Below are 20,918 nucleotides of genomic sequence, written 5' to 3'. Positions count from 1 at the left end.
AAAAAGAAGTGAGCTTTCTCACAGTTTCGCCGTTGATTTCGGCAGCGTCAACGTTACCGTCGTCCCGCTTCCCGGCGCGGAGTCGATCCGGAGACGGCCGCTGGCAATCCGGGCCCGCTCCGCCATACTGAAGCGTCCCACCCCTTGGGTTGGCAGAGACGGCTCGAAACCGGCCCCCTGGTCGCTGATGCGCACGGCAACCTCTTCTTCTTGCTCCCTGATCTCCACCTCAGCTTCGGAAACGTCGGCATATTTGGCGATATTGGTCAGCGCCTCCTGAATGACCCGGTAGATCACGGTTTCCTTCTGGATATCCAGACGCTTGCGCAAATTGCATTCAAACGCAACCTTGATCCCATAATGGGATGCATAGTTTTCGATATAAGTACGGATCGCAGGGACGATGCCGAGGTCATCCAAAACGGACGGCCGCAGTTCCCAGGCGAGCCCCCGGACTTCCTCGATCACCCCCGCGACGTGCTCACGGATCCCGCGAAGGTCTTCTTTTTCAGGCTCTGGGGAGGCAATGGCCCGGTCCAGCTGGATTAGCAGGGAAAATAAGCTCTGCCCGATGCCGTCATGGAGCTCGCGCGAAAATTTACGCCGCTCTTCTTCCTGAATGGTCATGACCTTGGCCAGCGTTTCCTGCAGCTCTTCCTCCACCTTTTTCAGGCGGGTGACTTCGTTGCGGATAGCCAAATATTGATAAGGCTTCCCGTCCTCGCCTATGAACGGGACGATCGTCGTGTTCACCCAATAATAAGTCCCGTCTTTGGCCCGGTTCCGGATATCTCCGGTCCAGACCTGGCCGGTGGAGATGGTGCTCCACAAGTCGCGCATAAACGCTTTGGAATGCGTCCCTGAGTTGATGATCCGGTGATCCTGGCCCAAGAGCTCGGAGCGGTCGTATTTTGAGATTTCGCAAAATTTATCGTTGACGTATTGGATCTTCCCCCGGCGATCGGTCACCGCCACGATCGAAGACTCGTCCAGAGCGAATTTGACATCCGCCAGCTGTTTCAGCGATTCCCGCAAGTCCGTGCGGAACCGGGATTCCGGGAGCTGCTCATCGAGCTGGGACAGAAGCGACTCGACATGCTCGGCGATGATCTTCCTTCCGGGTTCCGGTTGTTTATTCAAATTGCAGCAGCCCCTTCTTCATGGCGTATTTAATTAGCTCTGGCCGGGTTTTCAGCCCCAGCTTCTCCATCAGATTGCTCTTATGCGTCTCGACGGTCTTGACACTGATCACGAGCTGCTCGGCGATTTCTTTGTTGGCATAGCCCATGGCCGTCAGCGACAAGACCTCCTTCTCGCGTTCCGAGAGGCCGTCGAACAAATCGGTGCTCTCGCCCCTCCGCATCTGCTCCACATATTCGTTCATCAGCCGCTTCGTCGCCGTCGGGTACAAATAGGCGTCACCTCCGGCGACCGTGCGGATCGCGGTAAGCAGCTCTTCATGGGGCGCGCTCTTGAGCACATAGCCCGCGGCGCCGGCATGAATCGCCCGGAACAAGTATTCGTCGTCGTCATGCATGGTCAGAATGAGAACCGCCACGTCCGGCAGCTGCTGCTTGAGCTCGGTCGCCGCCGTTAACCCGTCCTTCCCGTGAGGCATGCTTAAGTCCATCAGGACAACGTTCGGCTGATGCTCAAGAGCCATGCGGATGCCTTCGTCCCCTTCGGATGCTTCAGCCGCCACCTCAATGTCGGGCGCCGCGCTCAGCAGCATGCGAAGCCCGGACCTGACCATGGCATGGTCGTCCACAATGATAATGTTGATCATGGCGTCCTCCTTTTGCTTTTATGATCTAATCATATCATTTCTTGCCGGGTTCACAGGCGCTTCGTCCGGATAGCGCGGACTTGATCCACGCCGTCTCCGTCTTGGCATATGCCCTGCCATCCCGTCTCCCTAGCAATAGAATACCGCTGCTGGCAGTAGAATGGCCAGTGGTTACCGGAAATGCCATACCGGAGAGCAGCTTTTCGGCGAGCATAACCGGACATTCTTCACGCATGAACGGGTTCTCCCCTTCGTGAGCCGTATATACCGTGCCATGGCGCATCACCATGCCGCCCAAACCAACGCCGGGCTTGATCGTCATCTGCCGCACCCGGACATTGCTGCCACCCAGGATGCGGTCCCATCCCATCCTGCGGGAGCTGCCGGCCGGCTGCGCATAAGCGATGAAATCGCTTCCGCTTTTCAGGCGAATCCATTCCAGCCGGCGGTCGAATTCGTCGTCTGTCACTGCCCTTTCCATGCATATCCCCCTCTATCGAGTCGTGCGCTTCATGAACATCGTTATTCTTATTTTCCCAATAGTTCTATTGAAAATAGAAACGTCTAGCGACGTACATTCTATGAATCCGGACCGCGTTTAGTTGAAGTTTTTTTGCGAGATCAGGATGTTTAGCCTCGTCCGTTTATATTTTCTGATTTCTAAAAAAGCCCGCCTGTTTGATGTAAGGGGATCCCCCGATTCCCAGCTCAGGGAGCTGCCACCTATATATGCAAAACGGCCAGCTTGGTTTGTAATGTGGGCTCACTCCGTACGGAATGCCTGCTGCGCAGCAAAAGGAAGACCAGGCAGCAGCTGCCCGGTCTTCCCTACTCCGGTCCGGATTACATACGGCATATTTCTTTCGGACAGTTCTCGCAGCGGCAAATATCCTGCAGATAGTGAAGGTCCTTGATAATGATATGGCCATCCACCGTTTCGATCACGTCTTCCTTTTTCAAATCGCTCAGCATCCGGTTCACACTTTCGCGCGTGGCCCCGATCATGTCGGCCATTTCGGAATTGTTGATTTTCAAATCGATATAGACGCCTTCTTCCCGCTCCGTTCCATACGAATTCCCAAGTCGAATCAACAGCGAACAGAGCGCTCCCGTCTTGCCGAACATCATGAGGTCGCGGAATTTGGTTTGCGTCAAACGATGCATCAGGCCCATCCATTTCATGAACTCGACGGCCAGATCGCCGTGCTGCCAGAGCAGAACCTCCAGGTCTTTGCGCTGAATGACCCCGACCTTGGCATCCTCCATGACCTCGGCGCTGAAGCTGTGCACCGAATCCTGAAACGGATCCATCTGTCCGACCAGATCCCCTTCATGATGCAGATACAGCGTCAAAGCCCGCCCGCTGTCCGAGGTCTTCGTCGTTCTCACCCGGCCCTCGATGATGAAATACAGCTTGTCGGCCGGATCGCCTTCCCAGAACAGGCAGCTGCCCTTTTCCGCGCTGCGCTTATACATGATGCTCTCCAGCTTCTCGAAGCTCTCTTGCGACAGCAGCGGCTCCAAGCCCTCCCGGCGATGCTTCGCCTTTGTTCCCGTCACGGTCTGCCCCATCGTTCATTTCCCCCTCCGCACATCTTTGCCTTTATCATAACCCTTCGGGATGGATTAACCTATCGGGGGATGCACTGATTTTTCATAGGGGTAACCCCCTGATCCTATGAGAAAAATCACACCTACCGTGGTAAATCCCTTAGGTCAGTCCCTTAAAAGGAACGAAGCAGTGCTCAGGAAATACCCGGACGGATTCGAATGGAACCGAGGGGCAGAGAGTATTCCGGCGAACAATTCGGCAATAGCGCCGGGGCTAAGGGCTGCCACTTCCTATTCACGGCACGCTTCTCGCTATTATGACCGGGACGCCGCCACCCTCCGCGCCGCTTCGATCAGCTCTCTTGCGCGCTCCACCTCGCGGTCGTTTGGCGTAGGCACCTCTTCCAGCGCGTACGTTCTACCTAACTGCTGCCATTTGTATACGCCCATCCGGTGATAGGGCAGCAGCTCGACTTTCTCCACATTGCGCAGGTGTCCGATAAATTCCCCCAGCAGCGTCAGATCTCCTGCCTGATCGGTGATCCCCGGTATCAGAACATGTCTAATCCATACCGGCTTCCCGATGGCGGACAGCCATGCCGCAAATTTCAGGATCCGGTCATTCGGCTGGGAGGTCAGCCGCTCATGCTTCTCGTTGTTCAGCTGCTTCAGATCGAGCAGGACCAGATCCGTATACTTCATCAGCTCGCCTGCATGAGACGGTTCGCAGAAACCTGAGCTGTCGAGCGCCGTATGCAGGCCGAACCGCTCCTTGCAAGCCTTGAACAGCTGCGCCACAAAAGGCGCCTGAAGCGTCGGTTCGCCCCCCGTCACCGTGATGCCGCCACCCGAGCTTTTATAGTAAGGCACATAGGGTTCGATTTCCCGGAGAATCTCCTCGACGGTAACTTGGCGTCCTCCCTTCGTGTCCCATGTATCGGGGTTATGGCAAAATTGGCACTGCAGCGCGCAGCCCTGCATGAACAGGACGAAGCGGATGCCCGGTCCGTCCACCGTACCGAAGGTGTCCATGGAATGTATTCTGCCTTTCATGCGGGCCACGCTCCTCTCTTGATGACAACTTTTGATTTCATTGCTTTATTGCTTTGCGAATCGTAACGGTAACGTTCAGATCTCTCCGTGGAACGTGCGGCTGATGACATCCAGCTGCTGCTCCCGCGTCAGCTTGATGAAGTTGACCGCATAGCCGGATACCCGGATGGTCAGCTGCGGATAGTTCTCCGGATGCTCCATTGCATCCAGCAGCTGCTCGCGGTTAAAGACGTTGACGTTCAGATGATGTCCGCCGCTAGCGGTATAGCCGTCCAGCAGTGCCGCCAGGTTGCTGTGTCTGGCTACGTCCTCTTTGCCGAGCGCCTTCGGAATGATCGAGAATGTATTGGAAATGCCGTCCAGGCTGTGCTCGTAAGGGATTTTGGCGACCGAAGCCAGCGAAGCGAGCGCGCCTTTGCGGTCGCGTCCGTGCATCGGGTTCGCCCCCGGTGCAAACGGCTGTCCGGCCTTGCGGCCGTCCGGCGTGCTGCCCGTCTTCTTGCCGTATACGACGTTAGACGTAATCGTCAGAACCGACATGGTCGGAATCGCGCCGCGGTATGTTTTATGCTTGCGCAGCCGGTTCATGAACCCTTCTGCCAGCTCCACGGCGAGCTGGTCGACTCGGTCGTCGTTGTTGCCGTATTGCGGATACTCGCCTTCGATTTCAAAATCGACCGCGATCCCTTTTTCGTTGCGGATCGGGCGAACCTTCGCGTAACGAATGGCGCTCAGGCTGTCGGCCACGACCGACAGGCCGGCGATGCCGCAGGCCATCGTCCGGACAATATCCCGGTCATGAAGGGCCATTTCGATGCGCTCGTAGCAGTATTTGTCATGCATGTAGTGGATGACGTTCAGCGTGTTGATGTACAACTTCGCCAGCCAATCCTGGATGACGTCGAACTTCGCTTTCAATTCCTCATAGTCCAGCACCTCGGACGTGATCGGCGCGATGGCCGGTCCGACCTGGGCGCCGCTCTTCTCGTCTACGCCGCCGTTGACGGCGTACAAGAGCGCCTTGGCCAGATTGGCCCGGGCTCCGAAGAACTGCATCTGCTTGCCGATCCGCATCGCGGATACGCAGCAGGCGATGCCGTAATCGTCGCCGAAGTGCGGACGCATCAGGTCGTCGTTCTCGTACTGGATCGAGCTGGTCTCAGCCGACACTTTGGCACAGAACTTCTTGAAGTTCTCCGGCAGCTGCGCCGACCATAGCACCGTCAGGTTCGGCTCGGGCGCAGGTCCCAGGTTGTAGAGGGTATGCAGGAAGCGGAAGGAGTTCCGCGTTACGCGCGTCTTGCCGTCAAGCCCCATGCCGCCGACCGACTCGGTCACCCATGTCGGATCGCCGCTGAACAGCTCGTTGTAGTCCGGCGTGCGCAAAAATTTGACGATCCGCAGCTTCATGACGAAATGGTCGACGATCTCCTGCGCCAGGCTCTCCGTCAGCGTGCCTTCCGCGAGGTCGCGCTCGATATAAATGTCCAGGAAGCTGGATACCCGGCCGAGGCTCATCGCCGCTCCGTTCTGCTCCTTAATGGCTGCCAGATAAGCGAAGTAGAGCCACTGCACCGCCTCTTTGGCGTTCATCGCGGGTCTCGAGATATCATGTCCGTAAGATGCGGCCATCGCCTTCAGCTCGCCGAGGCTTCGGATCTGTTCGGACAGCTCTTCGCGCAGCCGGATGACGTCTTCGCTCATCGCGTCGACTTCGAGCTGGAGCAACTCCTCCTTCTTGCCCTGGATGAGGCGGTCGACACCGTACAGCGCCACGCGGCGGTAGTCGCCGATAATCCGGCCCCGTCCGTAGGCATCCGGAAGGCCCGTGATAATGCCGGCCTTGCGGGCTGCTCGCATCTCGGACGTATAGGCGTCAAACACGCCTTGGTTATGCGTCTTGCGCAGATCGGTAAACATGCGCTCCAGCTCCGGGTTCAATTGATACCCGTATGCATTGCAGGCATCGACGACCATCCGGATACCGCCGAACGGCTGAACGGCACGCTTAAGCGGTGCGTCGGTCTGCAATCCGACGATGGTTTCCTTGTCTTGGTCGATGTATCCCGGTGCATGCGAGGTTATGGTGGAGACCGTGTTCACGTCCACGTCGTGAACGCCGCCCCGCTCCCGCTCTTCCTTCAACAGCTGGCTGACCTGCTCCCACAGCTCCAGCGTGTTCTCTGTTGGCGGCGCAAGGAACTGCTCATCGCCCTCATACGATGTGAGGTTGCACCCGATAAATGAATTGATGTCAATATTCTTCTGCCAGCTGCCTCCCGCAAAACCGCGCCATGCCTCCTCGAATCCAGCCCGGTTCTTTACTTCGCTTTCTTTCATCGCCATGATCAAGCACCTCCGTTTTCTATGCTTTCATGTTACTTTTTTCACAGGTTAAAGACAGTGATTTTTCTCACTCTTTTCACTTTTCTCACCATCTTCGCTGCCGCATATTTTTATTTGAACGATTTTGATGCTTTCCCTTCGTCAGCCAAAAATTCGGTCAGCGCATCTCCCCAAGCATCTTCGAGTGTGCGAACAAAGCCGCCGTCCATGCCTTGATATCCGAAATCCGTTTCCGCAACCGTCAGATAACGAAGCTGGCGAACCAGACCATCAGCTTCCGTATGGCCGCTCTCCAAAAACTGCCCAAAATACACGGCGCAGGAGCGTTCATAAATACCGTGAAGCGGATGGAGCCTGCCGCCGATCATCGGCAGGACGGCGTCGAGCCCGTCCTCCAGCCTCAGCGCCATCAGCTCAGCGGCGTCGGCCGAGGGATACGGCATGTGGCACCCGATGATCCACACGGCCCGGTGTTTAGACAGGGAGAGGCCCGCGTGCATGCCGCCAAGCATTCCTTTTCCGACATAATAATCCGTAATGATCCGGATATCCCGGTCCACCTGGCGAAGCAGCGGCCGGGGATCGTCCGTCACAATCGTAATCTCGCCGCAGCACTTCCGCATTTCACGGACCTGCCGCTGCAGCAGCGTTTCTCCTTGAATCATCCGGAATAGGGTAGGTGCGCCTTTCGTAGAACCATGATTGCCGCCTGCCAAAATAACGCCGGACAGCATATGAATCACTCCTTTCCACTGCGATCAACGCACATCACGATTCTGAAACAAGAAGGCTGCCGACGCTTTCGGTCGACAGCCGGCTGGATCATGCGGTGCAGCTCCTAGAATTTGCCGTAGAAGGCGTTCCGGTAAACGTCCGCCAGTTCACTGACCAGCGGCATCCGCGGGTTGGCCGTCGTGCACTGGTCTTCGAACGCACGGTCGGCCAAATAATCCACTTTGGCCTCGAAATCGGCCGGATCAAAGCCGAGATCCTGGAATTTCTCCGGAATGCCCAGCGACTGGTTCAACTTGCGCACCGCCTCGATCAGGCTGTTGACGCCTTCCTCTGTATTCCGGGACGGCAGACCGAGCATCCGGGCGATTTCCGCATAGCGCAGGTCGGCCACGAAATGGTTGTATTTCGGGAACGACGCGAACTTCGTCGGTTTCTGCGCATTGTACCGGATGACATGCGGCATCAGGATCGCATTCGTCCGCCCGTGGGCCGTATGGTACAGGCCGCCCCACTTGTGGGCCAGGCTGTGGTTGATGCCGAGGAAGGCGTTGGCAAACGCCATGCCGGCAATCGTCGACGCGTTATGCATCTTCTCCCTGGCCAGCGGATCCGCCGTGTGGAAGGACTTTTCCAGATTTTCGAAAACCAGCCGGATCGCATGAAGCGCAAGCCCGTCGGTGTAATCGCTCGCCATGACGGAAACGTACGCCTCGATGGCATGCGTGAGGACGTCCATGCCGGTGTCGGCCACCGCCGTTTTCGGCAGGCTGTACACGAATTCCGGGTCGATGATCGCCACGTCCGGCGTCAGCTCGTAATCGGCAAGCGGATACTTCGTATTCCCTTCCTTCTTGTCCGTGATGACGGCAAAAGAGGTTACTTCCGAGCCGGTGCCCGAAGTGGTCGGGATGGCGACAAACTGGGCTTTTTCGCCAAGACGCGGGTATTTATAGACCCGCTTGCGGATATCCATGAACTTCTGCTTCAGCGAGTGGAAACTGGTGTCCGGATATTCGTAGAAGAGCCACATCGCCTTGGCCGCATCCATCGGGGAGCCGCCACCGAGCGCGATAATGCAGTCGGGCTTAAAGCTCTCCATCAGCCTCGTGCCGCGCTCTACCGTCTCGACGGACGGATCCGGCTCCACGTCGGAGAACACTTCGATCGCTACCGGGTTGACGCGTTTGCGCAGGTAGTACTCCACCTTTTCGACGTATCCCAGCTTGACCATCATCTCGTCGGTGACGACCAGCACACGGGAAATGTTCGGCATTTTCTCAAGGTACTGCGTCGCGCCCTTCTCAAAATAGACCTTCGGCGGAACCTTGAACCACTGCATGTTGACCGTCCGGTAGGCCACGTGTTTCACGTTGATCAGGTTCACCGACGTGACGTTGGACGTCGTCGAGTTGTGTCCGTACGAACCGCAGCCGAGCGTCAGCGACGGCAGGTTCGTGTTGTAGATGTCGCCGATCGCCCCGTGCGTCGAAGGCGAGTTGACGATCACGCGCCCGGTCTGCAGGCGGTTGGCGAACGCCTGGATGACGGCGTCATCGTTCGAATGGATGACGGACGAGTGTCCCATGCCGCCGAATTGGACCACTTCGGCCGCGCGCTCGATGCCCTGCGCCGCCGTCTTGACCTTATAGCAGGCAAGCACCGGGCTCAGCTTCTCTGCGGACAGCGGGTAGGCCGGACCGACGCCCGCCAGCTCGGCCACGAGAATTTTGGTGTCCTGCGGCACCTGAATGCCGGACATTTCGGCGATTTTTACCGCCGACTGGCCGACGATGACCCCGTTCACCGCGCACTTCTCGCTGTTGATGACCAGCTTGGACACGGCCTCGGTTTCGGCCTTGTTCAGGAAGTAGCAGCCGCTGTCCTTCATCAGCTTCCGGACCTGGTCGTACACCGGCTCCTCGATAATGACCGCCTGCTCGGAAGCGCAGATCATGCCGTTGTCGAACGTCTTCGAGAGAATCAAGTCGGTCACAGCTTGCTTCAAATCCGCAGACTGCTCAATGAAGCAGGGAACGTTGCCCGGCCCGACGCCAAGCGCGGGTTTGCCCGTGCTGTAGGCGGATTTCACCATCGCCGAGCCTCCGGTTGCCAGCACGAGCGCCACGTCGGGGTGGTTCATCAGCAGCTGCGTCGCTTCTAGGGACGGCGTTTCAATCCACTGCACGCAGTGCTCCGGCGCGCCGGCCGCGATTCCGGCGTCACGCAGCGTGCGGGCTGCTTCAGCGCTGCACTTTTGGGCGGAAGGGTGGAAGGCAAAGATGATCGGATTGCGCGTCTTCGTTGCGATCAGCGTCTTGAACATGGTCGTGGACGTCGGGTTCGTCACCGGTGTAACACCGGCGATGATGCCGACCGGCTCGGCGACCTTCTTGTAGCTCTCAAACGCGTTTTCCTCGATAACGCCGACCGTCTTGTCATGCTTGATACTGTGATAGATGTATTCCGTCGCGAATATATTCTTGGTGATTTTGTCCTCGTAGACGCCCCGGCCGGTCTCCTCGACCGCCATCTTCGCGAGCGGCATGTGCCGGTCCAAGCCGGCCAGCGCCATCGCCTGTACGATTTCGTCAATTTCCTCTTGATTCATGTTCAGGTACGCTTCCTGCGCCTTCCTGGCGCGGGCGACCAATCGGTTCACTTCTTCTTGGGCGGAGTTCTTTGTTTCCAGCTTGCTTTCTTTAACAGCCATCGTTTTCTCCTCCTTGGAGACCTTTACCGGTCCCTCATCTCCTTGATGAGTTCATCCTACTGGAACCCCAGGGGGGCTAACTATGACATTACTCACATCGATCTATAAAATTTTAAAGGTCCGAAAAATGCGGTGCTTAGGCGCTTTTTGCGAAATTCTATCGTCTAAACAAAAAAATACCGAATGGAGCTATGGCTCTCCATTCGGCGCAAAGGAATAGCAGTTAGGAGTCATCAAGACTTGAAGACAACAAACCTGGCTTAATCAGCAAAGAGGTGCCCGTAAGTGCCGTCCGCCCTGCGGTAAACGACTTCCTCACGGTTGGTATCCCGGTTCAAGAACAGATGGAAGCTGTGGTCCAGCAAATTCATCTGCAGCACAGCTTCCTGCAGATCCACCGGCTTCATCACGAGCCGCTTTTCTTTTGCAATGACAAAGGCTTCCTCCGGTGCTTCCGGTTCCGGCTGTCCGCCGTCCTGAATGCCGGTGCCGACCGAGCTCCCGTGGCTGCGCAGCTTGCGGCGCGCCCGCTCCTTGTACTTGCGGAGCTTGCGGTCCAGCTTATCCGCGGCCTGGTCAATGGCGGCATACATGTCCGCATCCTTCACTTCGACCCGAAAGACCATGCCGTGATAGGGAATGGTAGCTTCAACGACATGCTCCTGTTTCCGGGCCTGCAGCAGCAGGGTAACATGGATGGTCACCGTCTCGTCAAACCAGGATTGGGCCGAACCGATCTTCTGCTCGGCATACGCCTGGAGCGCCGGTGTCACTTCAAAATGTTTGCCATGAATGTGTGTAGCCATGGGATCTGCCTCCTTCAACGGGAAAGGACTCTTGCATGACTTTATTGTAAAACGGCTGGGCACCCTGCGCTGTGAAAAATATCACACTAACCCGGAAACGTCCCGCATCCCTGCGCATGACTGATCCTTGACGCAAGTCGGCCATTTACACATGCTTGGTCTGTTTTCGCGGCAGCCGGTGCATATGCTGGATTTTTTGCACTTTCTCCTTCACTTTCAGCAGCGCAAACGAGCCGGCAAACCAGCCTATAAGTCCCAGCATCAGGCTGGGCCACCAGGCGCCGGTTATTTTCAGGGCATACCAGACCGTCACGACACAGACGGCGCAGCCGGTCATCCCGTATACCGAACCTCTGGCAACCGCGGCCGCCTTTTCCGAGCCCTGGCTGAGGCCGACCATCAGCACGGCGACGACCATCACGGCGGGAAACGCCGCAAAAATACCGCCAAGCGCCTTCCACGGCAGCAGGACCGACGCCATATAGCTCAATACGACCGCCAGGCCGCCCAACACGAACCGAAGCAGCAGCTCCCGTAATTTCATTTCCTGTTTCCCCCTTTACAAGCTGAACAGCACATAGGATATCGTGAACGAAACGAGCAGCCAGCCGCCTACGGACAAGGTCAGCCCCTTCTTCCATCCTCTGCTGGTGCACAAGTAGCCTGCCGCCGCGGCGCACGCTACATTAATCGCCATACCGATCAAAGCGCCTTGGGACAAATCAATCGAATGGGCGACCAGTTCACGGGCCCCGTAATCAAACCTCATCGTCAGCAGCGCCGCCAGAAAAACCGCTGGAAACGCGGCAAAAATGCCGCCGACAGCTCCTCCCGCGCGTTTGGCAATAAGTGATGCCGCCACCACGGCTGCGCCTCCCAGAAGGAACCGCAGCAAAATGCCTATCAGCGATAGATGAGCCAGAGCCATGTCCAATCTCCCCCGTCCAATTTTGTGAAAATAATCACTAATTTAACCGAACCCATCATAGCACAGGGCTGGATCAGGTTCTGTAATCTGCATCACAGCCGTGCCCAGGACAGGAATAAAATGCATATCCATGCCAGCAGCTCTTGAGTACGGAAGCTGGCGCCGAAATCGCCGATGCTCTGTCGTATCTCTGTTTCAGGCTGCTCGAGGCCGTAGGCCTCCCTTAGCCGCTTCGCTTCCTCATCTGAAAGCTTGGGGGATACAGCCGGGCTTGTGACGACGGGTATGGGTACGCGTTTCGTAAGGATCGGCCCTTCCCATGACGATAACCCCGAAGCTTGAACTCTCTCCGAGTTTGCCGGAAGCCAAAGGGCGCAAATCAGCATCAAGGCAAAGACTTTTTGGATCATGACTACTCTCCATTTACGAAAGGTTAACGTCTGTGACGGCTGCAAGCCGCCATCTTGAAACTATTATAATCTTAGACGAGCTCTGGGGCACAAGGAATCTATGAAAAAAATCGAACCCATCAGCTTTGCCCCCGAACGACCGCCGTATTACCGGCATGAGCACTAAAAAAGATCCTTGGCATGATTGCCAGGATCTTTTTATCCACTGCTCCCTCAGGTTTTCACAGGTTCAGCAGATTTCTGCTTATCAAAAAAGCCTGTCGAAATAGAGACAACTCCATTTTACCTGTGGTAACATTTAACAAAAATAGAATCGGAGGAACTCACTAATCTATGCTAAAGTACATCGCTTTACCTATCATCTTTGCCGTTTGTTTTGTTCTTATCCAAACCGGCATTCAGACGGGCCTCGGCATGTATATGACCCAAAAACATACAGCCAACATGATGGCCGCCTATGATCCAAACGGTGCGGAACCCCTGCCATCCAAAGTTGAATTCGGCTCCGACCGTCCGCGGATTACACCGCAAAAAATATCGGTGTGGTTGATCTCTCTCGTGATTTCGGCCGCCGCTGCGTTCCTGTTTCACCGGCTTGTGTTCAAAACATGATGGCGGCCGCGGCCGCGACGACGATCAGGATCGCGCAATAGAATCAGCAAGCTGATCCTTCATCAAACGGTGTTCTTGATCATCCGGATCCAGCGCTAACGCTAAATCAACGATGGCCGCGGCTCCGTCCGGTTCCCCGCCTCGAAGCAGTCTGCCGGCAATGCCCTGAAAGCCGAAGTCGAATTCGTACGGTACATAACCGAGCTTGGAGCGCTGCTCGCTGCCCGCCTTGTATACACTCAGGGCCGATTCTATTCCTTCCGCGGCCAATACTCCAGCTGCATGCATCGTCAGCGAACGCGGAATCACTTCGACCTGCTCCCCAAGCAGCACGTCCAAGATGGCGTTGTTGACCTGATGGAGTCCAAGGTAATCGGTATTGAACATGAGAGTTACCGCGATACCCGGTTCGGGCAAGACGACCAGATTGGAACGAAATCCCGTGTCCGATCCGCCATGCGCTTTCGCTTCCAGCCCCTTATACGGTCCCATGAACCAGCCCAGGCCAATGTTCCGGTAATAACCGAAATCGTCAGCCGGTGCATGGCTTTGCCACAGCTCCTCAATGCTGGACGGCTGCAGAACGGGTGCAGTGCCCCATTTTCCCCCGTTTAAGTAAGTCGCCGCGTAGCTGCACGATTCCGCCGCACTCGTCAGCAAGGTGGAGCTTGGCCCATGCGCCCGGTTATACGGATAAACGCGGCTGACCTTCGCTCCAAAGGAAGATCCCATCCCCATAATATGCGGGGCGGCAAGCAGGCCCTGGTCTGCATCCGGCATCGTATAGGTGCTCGTTTCCATGCCAAGCACATCCAAAATATGCTCCTGCATGTACTGTTCAAAGGAAACCCCCGAGACCTTCGCGATGACATCACCGAGAACCTCAAAGGCTATGTTGCTGTAAGCATATGTTCCCTGACCGGGTTCCCATAACAGCTCTCGGTTCGATACGCTGCGAACGTAACGCCCCAGCGCTCCTGGATCCAACTGAGGCCGATCCCATTCATAATCATCCTCATCCGGCATGCCGGAGGTATGGGTGAGCATGTGCCTGATCGTGATATCCCGATAACGCGTGTCCTCCAGCCTGAAGTAAGGCAGGTACGCCGTCACTTTCTCATCCAGCTTGATTTGTCCGCGTTCCACGAGCTGCATAACCGCCGTAGCCACATAGGTTTTGGAAATTGAGGCCATGTGGAACAGGGTATTCTCATCCACCGGGGCTCCGGTCTCTTTACTTTTCACACCAAATCCTTTGGCGTAGACAGGCTCGCGATTGTACACGATTCCTACAGACATGCCCGCTGCCGCGCCATCCTGCGCGATATAATCATTCAGCAGCTGGTCCAGCCGCTTCGTTATTTGCTCTACGTTTGGCATCCTATAGCCTCCATGGATCGAATATTTGTATTCTGTTGTCAGCAACCTCATACTCTTACCAATGGAAGCACCGCCTTCCTGGATTTAACATCTCCAGCGTATCACCTCGGGAAAGGGGGCGGCAATATACAGCATAGTTATAATTAATTTTTATTATCGATGGCCACCAACCGCTTATTGGCCAAATCCAACCGGTATAACACATCGCGGGTGTCTTCTTCGGGAGTCCCGGCTCCGATCGGGGGATGGACCACCAGGCGGTCGTTTTCGATGTGCGGGAAAGGCTTTATTTCCGAATACACAAGCGTGCCGAAAGCATGCCCCTTTTGCATGACTTTTAAAGCTGTGGCTTCGCCGCTGCGGCGATCGATCGCAAATACGTACGCCTCCATTCCATGACCCGACTTATACTGAGGCGCAAGAAAGTAAACATCCGCCTCTTGGAAACGAACCTGTTCGAAAGGAACCTTCCCGTCATCGGGTCTTACAAATAAAAAGGCAGGCAGGTCCAATAACAGAGTATCTTCCTTCCCGGCTTGCCTGTAAACGATGGAATAGTCGGCCTGAAACGTCAGGTCCCCTTCCCGTCCGTAATTGCTCGGAACCGCTAAATGCCCCCGTTCCTCCCTTCCTTGGGAAATCATGAGGAGAGTCCCTTGCCGGGTCACGGTTTCTGCACGAACCGCCCGCGTATCCGAAGCCGAGTCAAGCACAACCGATCCCGAAAGGAACGATTCCGGAAATCGGCTGACCCGTTCAACCAAAGTGCCCGGGGAAGAAGTGGATGGCTGCTGCATACCTTCGCCAGGGTTGTCATCCGTCGATGAAATCTCAGTGGATACAGCGTTATCCGGTAGATCGTCGCTTTGATTACAGGCGAGTAAGAAACCGAATAACAACATCGATGCCATCGTTAATGGAACTTTCCTCATGTCGCTCTTTCCTGCTGCCGCCCGGCCGATTCCGAATCCGCCAATCCGTCATGTTCAACCGTAGATAACAGCTCTTCATTTCGGACCTCTAATAGATACTCCTTATACACGCGGTCCCTGCCGCCATGCTGGTCGTACCAGTTCTGTATCCGCCGTACGTGTTCCTTGTCGCTTCTTATTTTAGCCTCAATCTCCTCGTACTGATCGCGGCTGTCATATTCCCAAATCGCAAAAATTTCGGTAGTGGATTCATCACGAGGCACCATCCATCTTCCGATCAGGCGGGTGCCGTGCTTCATTTGATTCGGTAAATTGGTTTCATTAAAATGGCGGTTGAAAACGTCCACAAATTCATTTTTCACAATGTAAAATTTTCTGCGGTAAAACATCTGTTCACTTCCTCCCACATTATTCAACCCAAACTTTTCGATCCTCCATATGCTGAAATTCGATCCAAAGACGATCGTACTGCTCTTTTAGCTCTTCTTGCTGCGAACTGTCTCGTAATAAGGCCATTCTCCCGCCTCCTTCGACTCGTCTATTATTATAAACGCCTCCCGGAGTGCAAACGTTATGTTTTTTGCTGGGGTATGCCTTTAATTTATGGTAAAATAAAACATTATCGTTCAAGAAACGGAGGGCCATGACTTATGAAAAAGCGGCTGGATAAGTTATAACGTGCCTCAGACCGAGAGCGCTGTTTCCTTCGGATTCGCGGACCGCCTTCCTTCAAGGATGACATTGCAGACCTAGAAAATAGGGGAGGTTGAAGGCAAAATGCGATGTGAGCAAGAAATGATGAAGCTGCTTTTGGATTATGCAAAACACGATGACCGGATTCGATTGGTGACCCTGGAAGGATCGCGCACCAACACAAATATCCCTTCGGATGCATTCCAGGATTACGACATTTCTTATTTTGTAACCGAAATGGATTCGTTCAAGGAGCATGACGGGTGGCTCGACTTTTTAGGGAAGCGCATCATGATGCAAAAACCTGAGGATATGGAGCTGTTTCCGCCGGAACTGGGCAATTGGTTTTCCTATCTAATTCACCTGGAAGACGGCAATAAAGTTGATTTGACTCTGATTCCATTCAATGAGGTGGAGAACTATTTCACCCAAAGCGACGGTTTGGTCGAGGTGTTGCTGGATAAGGATGCTGTCATGACAAATGAGGTGATCGCGGATGACCGCCAGTATTGGATTAAAAAGCCTACGGCCAGGGAATTCGACGATTGCTGCAATGAGTTCTGGATGGTATCCACTTACGTAGTCAAGGGATTGGCGCGAAAAGAAATCCTGTTTGCCATCGACCACTTGAACGGGATCGCCCGGCCCAATCTGCTGAGGATGATGGCCTGGCAAATTGGCTCTGAGCACGGGTTTACCTTTAGCGTAGGAAAAAATTATAAATTTATCGACCGTTACCTTCCCGTTGAAGATTGGGAGACTCTGCTGTCAACCTACGCGGAGAACGGGTACGAGCACATGTGGAAGTCTTTATTCACTTGTTATGAGCTTTTCAGAAAATATTCCAAAACGGTGTCTAGCCGTCTCGGATATCCGTATCCCGATTACGACGAAGCCATTTCAAAGTATACGGAAAATGTTTATTCTGCATGGAAGTAAGTGAACCGCTATTAAAAAAGGCTGGCATCCGGGGGATGCCAGCCTTTTCCGTTAAGCTGCTTCAAAACGATCACTTCAGAAAAGTCACTTTCTTCTTATTATATATATCGAAGGCTACGGCCGCCAAAAGGACAAGACCCTTAATCCCCTGCTGCCAGTCGACCCCCAGACCGATGAGCGACATCCCGTTGTTGAGCACGCCCATGACGAGGCCGCCGATAATGGCGCCGAAGACCGTTCCGATGCCGCCCGTCGCCGATGCCCCGCCGATGAAGCTTGCGGCGATCGCGTCCAGCTCAAAGTTTGTGCCGGCTCTAGGCGTGGCCGCGTTCAGGCGTGCCGCAAAGATGAGTCCCGAGATGGCCGCCAGCACGCCCATGTTGACGAAGACCCAGAACGTCACCTTTTTCGTCTTCACGCCGGACAGATCCGCCGCTTTTTCGTTGCCGCCGAGAGCGTAAATATGGCGTCCCATCACGGTTTTGTTCATGACGAACGAGTAGATGATAATGAGCACCAGCAGCAGAATCAGAATGTTCGGCAGCCCGGCGTAGATCGCAAGCATAAAGGTAAATGCGTTGATGATGGCCGCAATGACGACGAGCTTCAGGATGAACAGTCCGCCCGAGACCACTTCAAAGTTATATTTCTTCTGTGCTCTGCGGTCACGAAGCTCATTGACGATATAGATGACGGTGAAAAGAATTCCCGCCAGCACCGCCACGATATTCGTTCCGGCACTGCCGAAATCCGGAATGAAGCCGGAGCTGATCTTCTGAAATCCGTTCGGAAACGGCGCGATGGACTGCCCTTTCAGCACGATCATCGTCAGACCGCGGAACAGCAGCATGCCGGCCAGCGTAACGATAAACGCCGGGATTTTTACATAAGCGACCCAAAAGCCCTGCCAGGCGCCGATCAGCGCACCGACAACCAGGGAGGCGATAACGGCAACAACCGGATGCCAGTGCAGGTCAACCATCATAATGGCGGCCACCGCACCGACGAACGCGGCGATCGAGCCGACCGACAGGTCGATATGCCCGGTAATAATGACCAGCACCATCCCGATCGCCAGGACGAGAATGTAGCTGTTTTGCAAAATCAGATTGGTAATGTTAATCGGCTTGAGCAGCAGGCCGCCCGTAATAATTTCAAACAAAATCATGATGACGACAAGGGCGATGATCATCCCATACTGCCGGATATTATTTTTAAACAGTTTAACCAACGTTTCCATGCTTGGCCCCTCCAGTCTTGGTCATATATCTCATCAGCGTCTCCTGCGAAGCTTCTTCACGGCTCACTTCGCCCGTGATCCGGCCAGCGTTCATCACATAAATGCGGTCGCAGATCCCTAGAATTTCCGGGAGCTCGGAAGAAATAACGAGGACGCCTTTGCCCTCATCGGCCAGCTGATTGATAATCGTATAAATTTCGTATTTGGCTCCCACGTCGATTCCGCGCGTCGGTTCGTCGAGAATGAGGATATCCGGCTCGGAAAAAATCCATTTGCTCAGCACCACCTTCTGCTGGTTGCCTCCGCTGAGATTCCCCGTTTTCTGCAAAATGTTCGGCGTCTTAATCTTCAGCTTCTTCCGCATTTCCTCCGCCACCAGAACCTCCTGCTTATCGTCGATCACCGTGCCCTTGGCCAGCTTGGGCAGCCCCGTCAGCGAAATGTTGCGCTTGATATCGTCGATCAGGATCAGGCCGTAATGCTTGCGGTCCTCTGTCACGTACGCAAAGCCGTTGTCGATCGCCTGCGTGATCGTGTTGTTCTGGATCGGCTTTCCGTCCTTGATCAGCGTCCCGGAAATGTTGCGCCCATAAGCTTTGCCGAAAATGCTCATCGCCAGCTCCGTCCGCCCGGCCCCCATCAGCCCGGCAATGCCGACGATCTCCCCGCGCCGGATATGAAGATTGACCTGATCCAGCATTTTGCGGTCGCTCCGCTGTTCGTCGTACACGGTCCAGTCCTTGACCTCCAGAATCGTATCGCCGATCTTCGGCGTGCGCTCCGGATAACGGTTCGTCAGGTCCCGTCCGACCATGCCGCGGATAATCCGGTCCTCGTTCACGTCCCCGCCCTTCATGTCAAGCGTCTCGATCGTTTGGCCGTCGCGCAAAATCGTGATCGAATCGGATACTTTCGACACCTCATTCAGCTTGTGGGAGATGAGAATGCAGGAGATGCCCTGCCGCTTGAATTCCAGCATCAGCTGGAGCAGGTTTTCGCTGTCGTCCTCGTTTAGGGCCGCGGTCGGCTCATCCAGGATGAGCAGCTTGACCTTTTTGGAGAGCGCTTTCGCAATTTCGACCAGCTGCTGCTTGCCGACCCCGATATTGCCCACGGGCGTGTTCGGGTTTTCCTTCAGTCCGACTTTCTCCAGCAGCTCTTTCGCTCCCGTGATCGTTTCATTCCAGTTCATGATGCCGCGGCTCGACCGTTCATTGCCGAGGAATATATTTTCTGCAATCGACAGATACGGGATCAGCGCGAGCTCCTGGTGGATGATGACGATGCCGAGCTCCTCGCTGTGCTTGATATTTTTAAATTCGCAGGTTTTCCCTTTGAATAAAATCTCTCCGTCATAGGTACCGTGCGGATAGACCCCGCTCAGCACCTTCATCAGCGTCGATTTGCCCGCCCCGTTCTCCCCGCACAGGGAGTGAATTTCGCCTTCCCGGATTTTAAGGTTCACGTTGCTCAGCGCCTTGACGCCGGGAAACTCCTTCGTAATGTTCCTCATTTCCAAAATGTATTCCGACATGTGTGCTTCACCTTCCCCTCGCTTCGCTTATGTTGATTCTGAACTTCGGACTACTTCAGGCCAATTTCCGCCTTGGTGTAATAACCGGATTCCACCATCTCTTTCTCGACGTTCGTCGCATCGACCGATACCGGCGGCAGCAGATAAGCCGGCACGACTTGGATGCCGTTATCGTAAGACTTCGTATCGTTGACTTCCGCCTTCTGGCCCTTCAGGATGCTCTCAGCCATCTTGACCGCCTGCTCCGCCAGCTTGCGGGTGTCTTTGAACACCGTCTGCGTCTGCTCCCCGGCGACGATGGACTTGATGGAAGCAAGCTCCCCGTCCTGGCCGGTGATGATCGGCATCGGCTTTTTGGCCGTGCCGTAGCCGACGCCCTTCAGCGAAGAAATGATCCCGATGCTGATGCCGTCGTACGGCGACAGCACCGCGTCCAGGTTCGCGTTCGAGTAGTTCGCGCTGAGCAGGTTATCCATCCGTGATTGCGCCAAGGCGCCGTCCCAGCGGAGGGTCGCGATCTGCGCCATCGTCGTCTGCTTGCTGCGGACGACCAGCTTGCCGGAGTCGATATACGGCTTCAAAATGGACATCGCGCCGTCGTAGAAGAAATAGGAGTTGTTGTCGTCCGGCGATCCGCCGAACAGCTCAATATTGAAGGGGCCTTTGCCTTCCTTAAGACCTAGCTTCTGCTCAATATAGGAAGCCTGCAGCACGCCGACTTTGAAATTGTCGAACGTCGCGTAGTAGGACAGATACGGCGTGTTCCGGATCAGCCGGTCATAGGAGATGACTTTAATCCCCTGATCATGCGCCTTCTTGATGACGTCGGTCAGCGTGTTTCCGTCAATCGAGGCGACGACAATGACGTCAACCCCCTTGATAATCATGTTCTCGATTTGCGAAATCTGGTTCTCGACCACATCCTCCGCAAACTGCAAATCGGTCTTGTAGCCTTTTTCCTGGAACAGCCGCTCCATGTTTTTGCCGTCGTTCACCCAGCGCTCGGACGATTTGGTCGGCATCGCCAGTCCGACATAGCCCTTGCTTTTATCACCGGCTCCGCTCTCGGCCAGATTGCAGGCCGTCAGGGCCATCAGCATCGCGACCATCAGGAGCGCTAACATTGCTTTCTTCATCGGTACGTTCTCCTTTCCGGTATGCCCAAGGTCGAGAGCGCTTACATCCAATGGATCGTAAAGCCTCTCTGTACTTCAAAGGATACATGCTGACCCGCGCCGGGGTCTTTCCACGGATCGAACCTTT

The 20,918-nt window shown here is 55.1% G+C and carries 20 protein-coding genes; 2 read left to right on the top strand and 18 right to left on the bottom strand.

The annotated features are described in order from the left end of the window. Positions 1-18: 18 nt before the first annotated feature. The 12 genes from IAE55_RS19860 to IAE55_RS19805 form a co-directional block, all read right to left on the bottom strand. Complete coding sequence (locus IAE55_RS19860; RefSeq protein ID WP_200633673.1) at positions 19-1,140, bottom strand: sensor histidine kinase; 1,122 nt, start codon at positions 1,138-1,140, stop codon at positions 19-21. Beyond that, complete coding sequence (locus IAE55_RS19855; RefSeq protein WP_076168789.1) at positions 1,133-1,786, bottom strand: response regulator transcription factor; 654 nt, start codon at positions 1,784-1,786, stop codon at positions 1,133-1,135. Before IAE55_RS19855 ends, IAE55_RS19860 begins: the two co-directional genes overlap by 8 nt. Before the next feature lie 34 nt (positions 1,787-1,820). After that, entirely contained in the window at positions 1,821-2,267 is a 447-nt protein-coding gene (locus tag IAE55_RS19850) for a hypothetical protein (RefSeq protein WP_200633672.1), read from the bottom strand. Positions 2,268-2,629: 362 nt separating this feature from the next. After that, the gene (locus IAE55_RS19845; protein WP_200633671.1) at positions 2,630-3,358 is read right to left on the bottom strand and encodes a Crp/Fnr family transcriptional regulator; all 729 of its coding nucleotides are present in this window, start codon (positions 3,356-3,358) and stop codon (positions 2,630-2,632) included. A 294-nt stretch (positions 3,359-3,652) separates the two neighbouring features. Further along, positions 3,653-4,390 carry a pyruvate formate-lyase-activating protein gene (gene pflA / locus IAE55_RS19840; RefSeq protein ID WP_200633670.1) on the bottom strand — a complete coding sequence of 246 codons (738 nt, stop codon included), beginning with the start codon at positions 4,388-4,390 and terminating at the stop codon, positions 3,653-3,655. A 75-nt stretch (positions 4,391-4,465) separates the two neighbouring features. Continuing rightward, positions 4,466-6,736 carry a formate C-acetyltransferase gene (gene pflB / locus IAE55_RS19835; RefSeq protein ID WP_200633669.1) on the bottom strand — a complete coding sequence of 757 codons (2,271 nt, stop codon included), beginning with the start codon at positions 6,734-6,736 and terminating at the stop codon, positions 4,466-4,468. Positions 6,737-6,846: 110 nt separating this feature from the next. Further along, on the bottom strand, positions 6,847-7,470 hold the full coding sequence (mobA, locus tag IAE55_RS19830) for a molybdenum cofactor guanylyltransferase (RefSeq protein ID WP_200633668.1): 624 nt from the start codon (positions 7,468-7,470) through the stop codon (positions 6,847-6,849). 104 nt (positions 7,471-7,574) lie between these two features. Next, entirely contained in the window at positions 7,575-10,181 is a 2,607-nt protein-coding gene (gene adhE / locus IAE55_RS19825; protein WP_200633667.1) for a bifunctional acetaldehyde-CoA/alcohol dehydrogenase, read from the bottom strand. Between the two features lie 260 nt (positions 10,182-10,441). Then, positions 10,442-10,987, bottom strand: coding sequence for a ribosome hibernation-promoting factor, HPF/YfiA family (gene hpf / locus IAE55_RS19820; protein ID WP_200633666.1), 546 nt, complete (start codon positions 10,985-10,987; stop codon positions 10,442-10,444). Positions 10,988-11,132: 145 nt separating this feature from the next. Continuing rightward, entirely contained in the window at positions 11,133-11,531 is a 399-nt protein-coding gene (locus IAE55_RS19815; RefSeq protein WP_145156570.1) for a DUF3147 family protein, read from the bottom strand. A gap of 15 nt (positions 11,532-11,546) precedes the next feature. Next, on the bottom strand, positions 11,547-11,909 hold the full coding sequence (locus IAE55_RS19810; RefSeq protein ID WP_105444128.1) for a DUF3147 family protein: 363 nt from the start codon (positions 11,907-11,909) through the stop codon (positions 11,547-11,549). A gap of 98 nt (positions 11,910-12,007) precedes the next feature. After that, a complete protein-coding gene (locus IAE55_RS19805; RefSeq protein ID WP_200633665.1) occupies positions 12,008-12,325 on the bottom strand; it encodes a hypothetical protein in 318 nt (105 codons plus the stop codon). A gap of 333 nt (positions 12,326-12,658) precedes the next feature. On the opposite strand from IAE55_RS19805, the gene IAE55_RS19800 reads away from it, so the two are divergent. Beyond that, positions 12,659-12,937, top strand: coding sequence for a hypothetical protein (locus tag IAE55_RS19800; RefSeq protein ID WP_200633664.1), 279 nt, complete (start codon positions 12,659-12,661; stop codon positions 12,935-12,937). Positions 12,938-12,961: 24 nt separating this feature from the next. On the opposite strand, the gene IAE55_RS19795 is transcribed toward IAE55_RS19800, so the two are convergent. The 3 genes from IAE55_RS19795 to IAE55_RS19785 form a co-directional block, all read right to left on the bottom strand. After that, on the bottom strand, positions 12,962-14,317 hold the full coding sequence (locus IAE55_RS19795) for a serine hydrolase domain-containing protein (protein ID WP_200633663.1): 1,356 nt from the start codon (positions 14,315-14,317) through the stop codon (positions 12,962-12,964). A 143-nt stretch (positions 14,318-14,460) separates the two neighbouring features. Further along, positions 14,461-15,249, bottom strand: coding sequence for a hypothetical protein (locus IAE55_RS19790; protein WP_200633662.1), 789 nt, complete (start codon positions 15,247-15,249; stop codon positions 14,461-14,463). Continuing rightward, positions 15,246-15,638 (bottom strand): NIPSNAP family protein, encoded by a 393-nt coding sequence (locus IAE55_RS19785; protein WP_145156566.1) that lies wholly within the window; start codon positions 15,636-15,638, stop codon positions 15,246-15,248. Before IAE55_RS19785 ends, IAE55_RS19790 begins: the two co-directional genes overlap by 4 nt. 388 nt (positions 15,639-16,026) lie before the next feature. Here IAE55_RS19785 and ant(6) point away from each other — a divergent pair, with 388 nt between their 5' ends. Continuing rightward, on the top strand, positions 16,027-16,881 hold the full coding sequence (ant(6), locus tag IAE55_RS19780; protein WP_200633661.1) for an aminoglycoside 6-adenylyltransferase: 855 nt from the start codon (positions 16,027-16,029) through the stop codon (positions 16,879-16,881). 70 nt (positions 16,882-16,951) lie between these two features. On the opposite strand, the gene mmsB is transcribed toward ant(6), so the two are convergent. Genes mmsB through chvE form a run of 3 tightly spaced genes read right to left on the bottom strand, consistent with a single transcriptional unit; the run spans position 16,952 to position 20,791 of the window. After that, complete coding sequence (gene mmsB / locus IAE55_RS19775; RefSeq protein WP_089546345.1) at positions 16,952-18,121, bottom strand: multiple monosaccharide ABC transporter permease; 1,170 nt, start codon at positions 18,119-18,121, stop codon at positions 16,952-16,954. Further along, on the bottom strand, positions 18,105-19,655 hold the full coding sequence (gene mmsA, locus IAE55_RS19770) for a multiple monosaccharide ABC transporter ATP-binding protein (RefSeq protein WP_200633660.1): 1,551 nt from the start codon (positions 19,653-19,655) through the stop codon (positions 18,105-18,107). The genes mmsB and mmsA overlap by 17 nt, the downstream gene beginning before the upstream one ends. Positions 19,656-19,705: 50 nt before the next feature. Then, on the bottom strand, positions 19,706-20,791 hold the full coding sequence (chvE, locus tag IAE55_RS19765) for a multiple monosaccharide ABC transporter substrate-binding protein (protein WP_200633659.1): 1,086 nt from the start codon (positions 20,789-20,791) through the stop codon (positions 19,706-19,708). Positions 20,792-20,918: the final 127 nt, after the last annotated feature.

Source organism: Paenibacillus sp. S28 (assembly GCF_016624415.1).
In the GTDB taxonomy this organism is placed as follows: domain Bacteria; phylum Bacillota; class Bacilli; order Paenibacillales; family Paenibacillaceae; genus Paenibacillus_AQ; species Paenibacillus_AQ favisporus.
The sequence above is the reverse complement of the archived record's forward strand: the minus strand, read 5'-3'. Positions and strand labels throughout refer to the sequence as shown.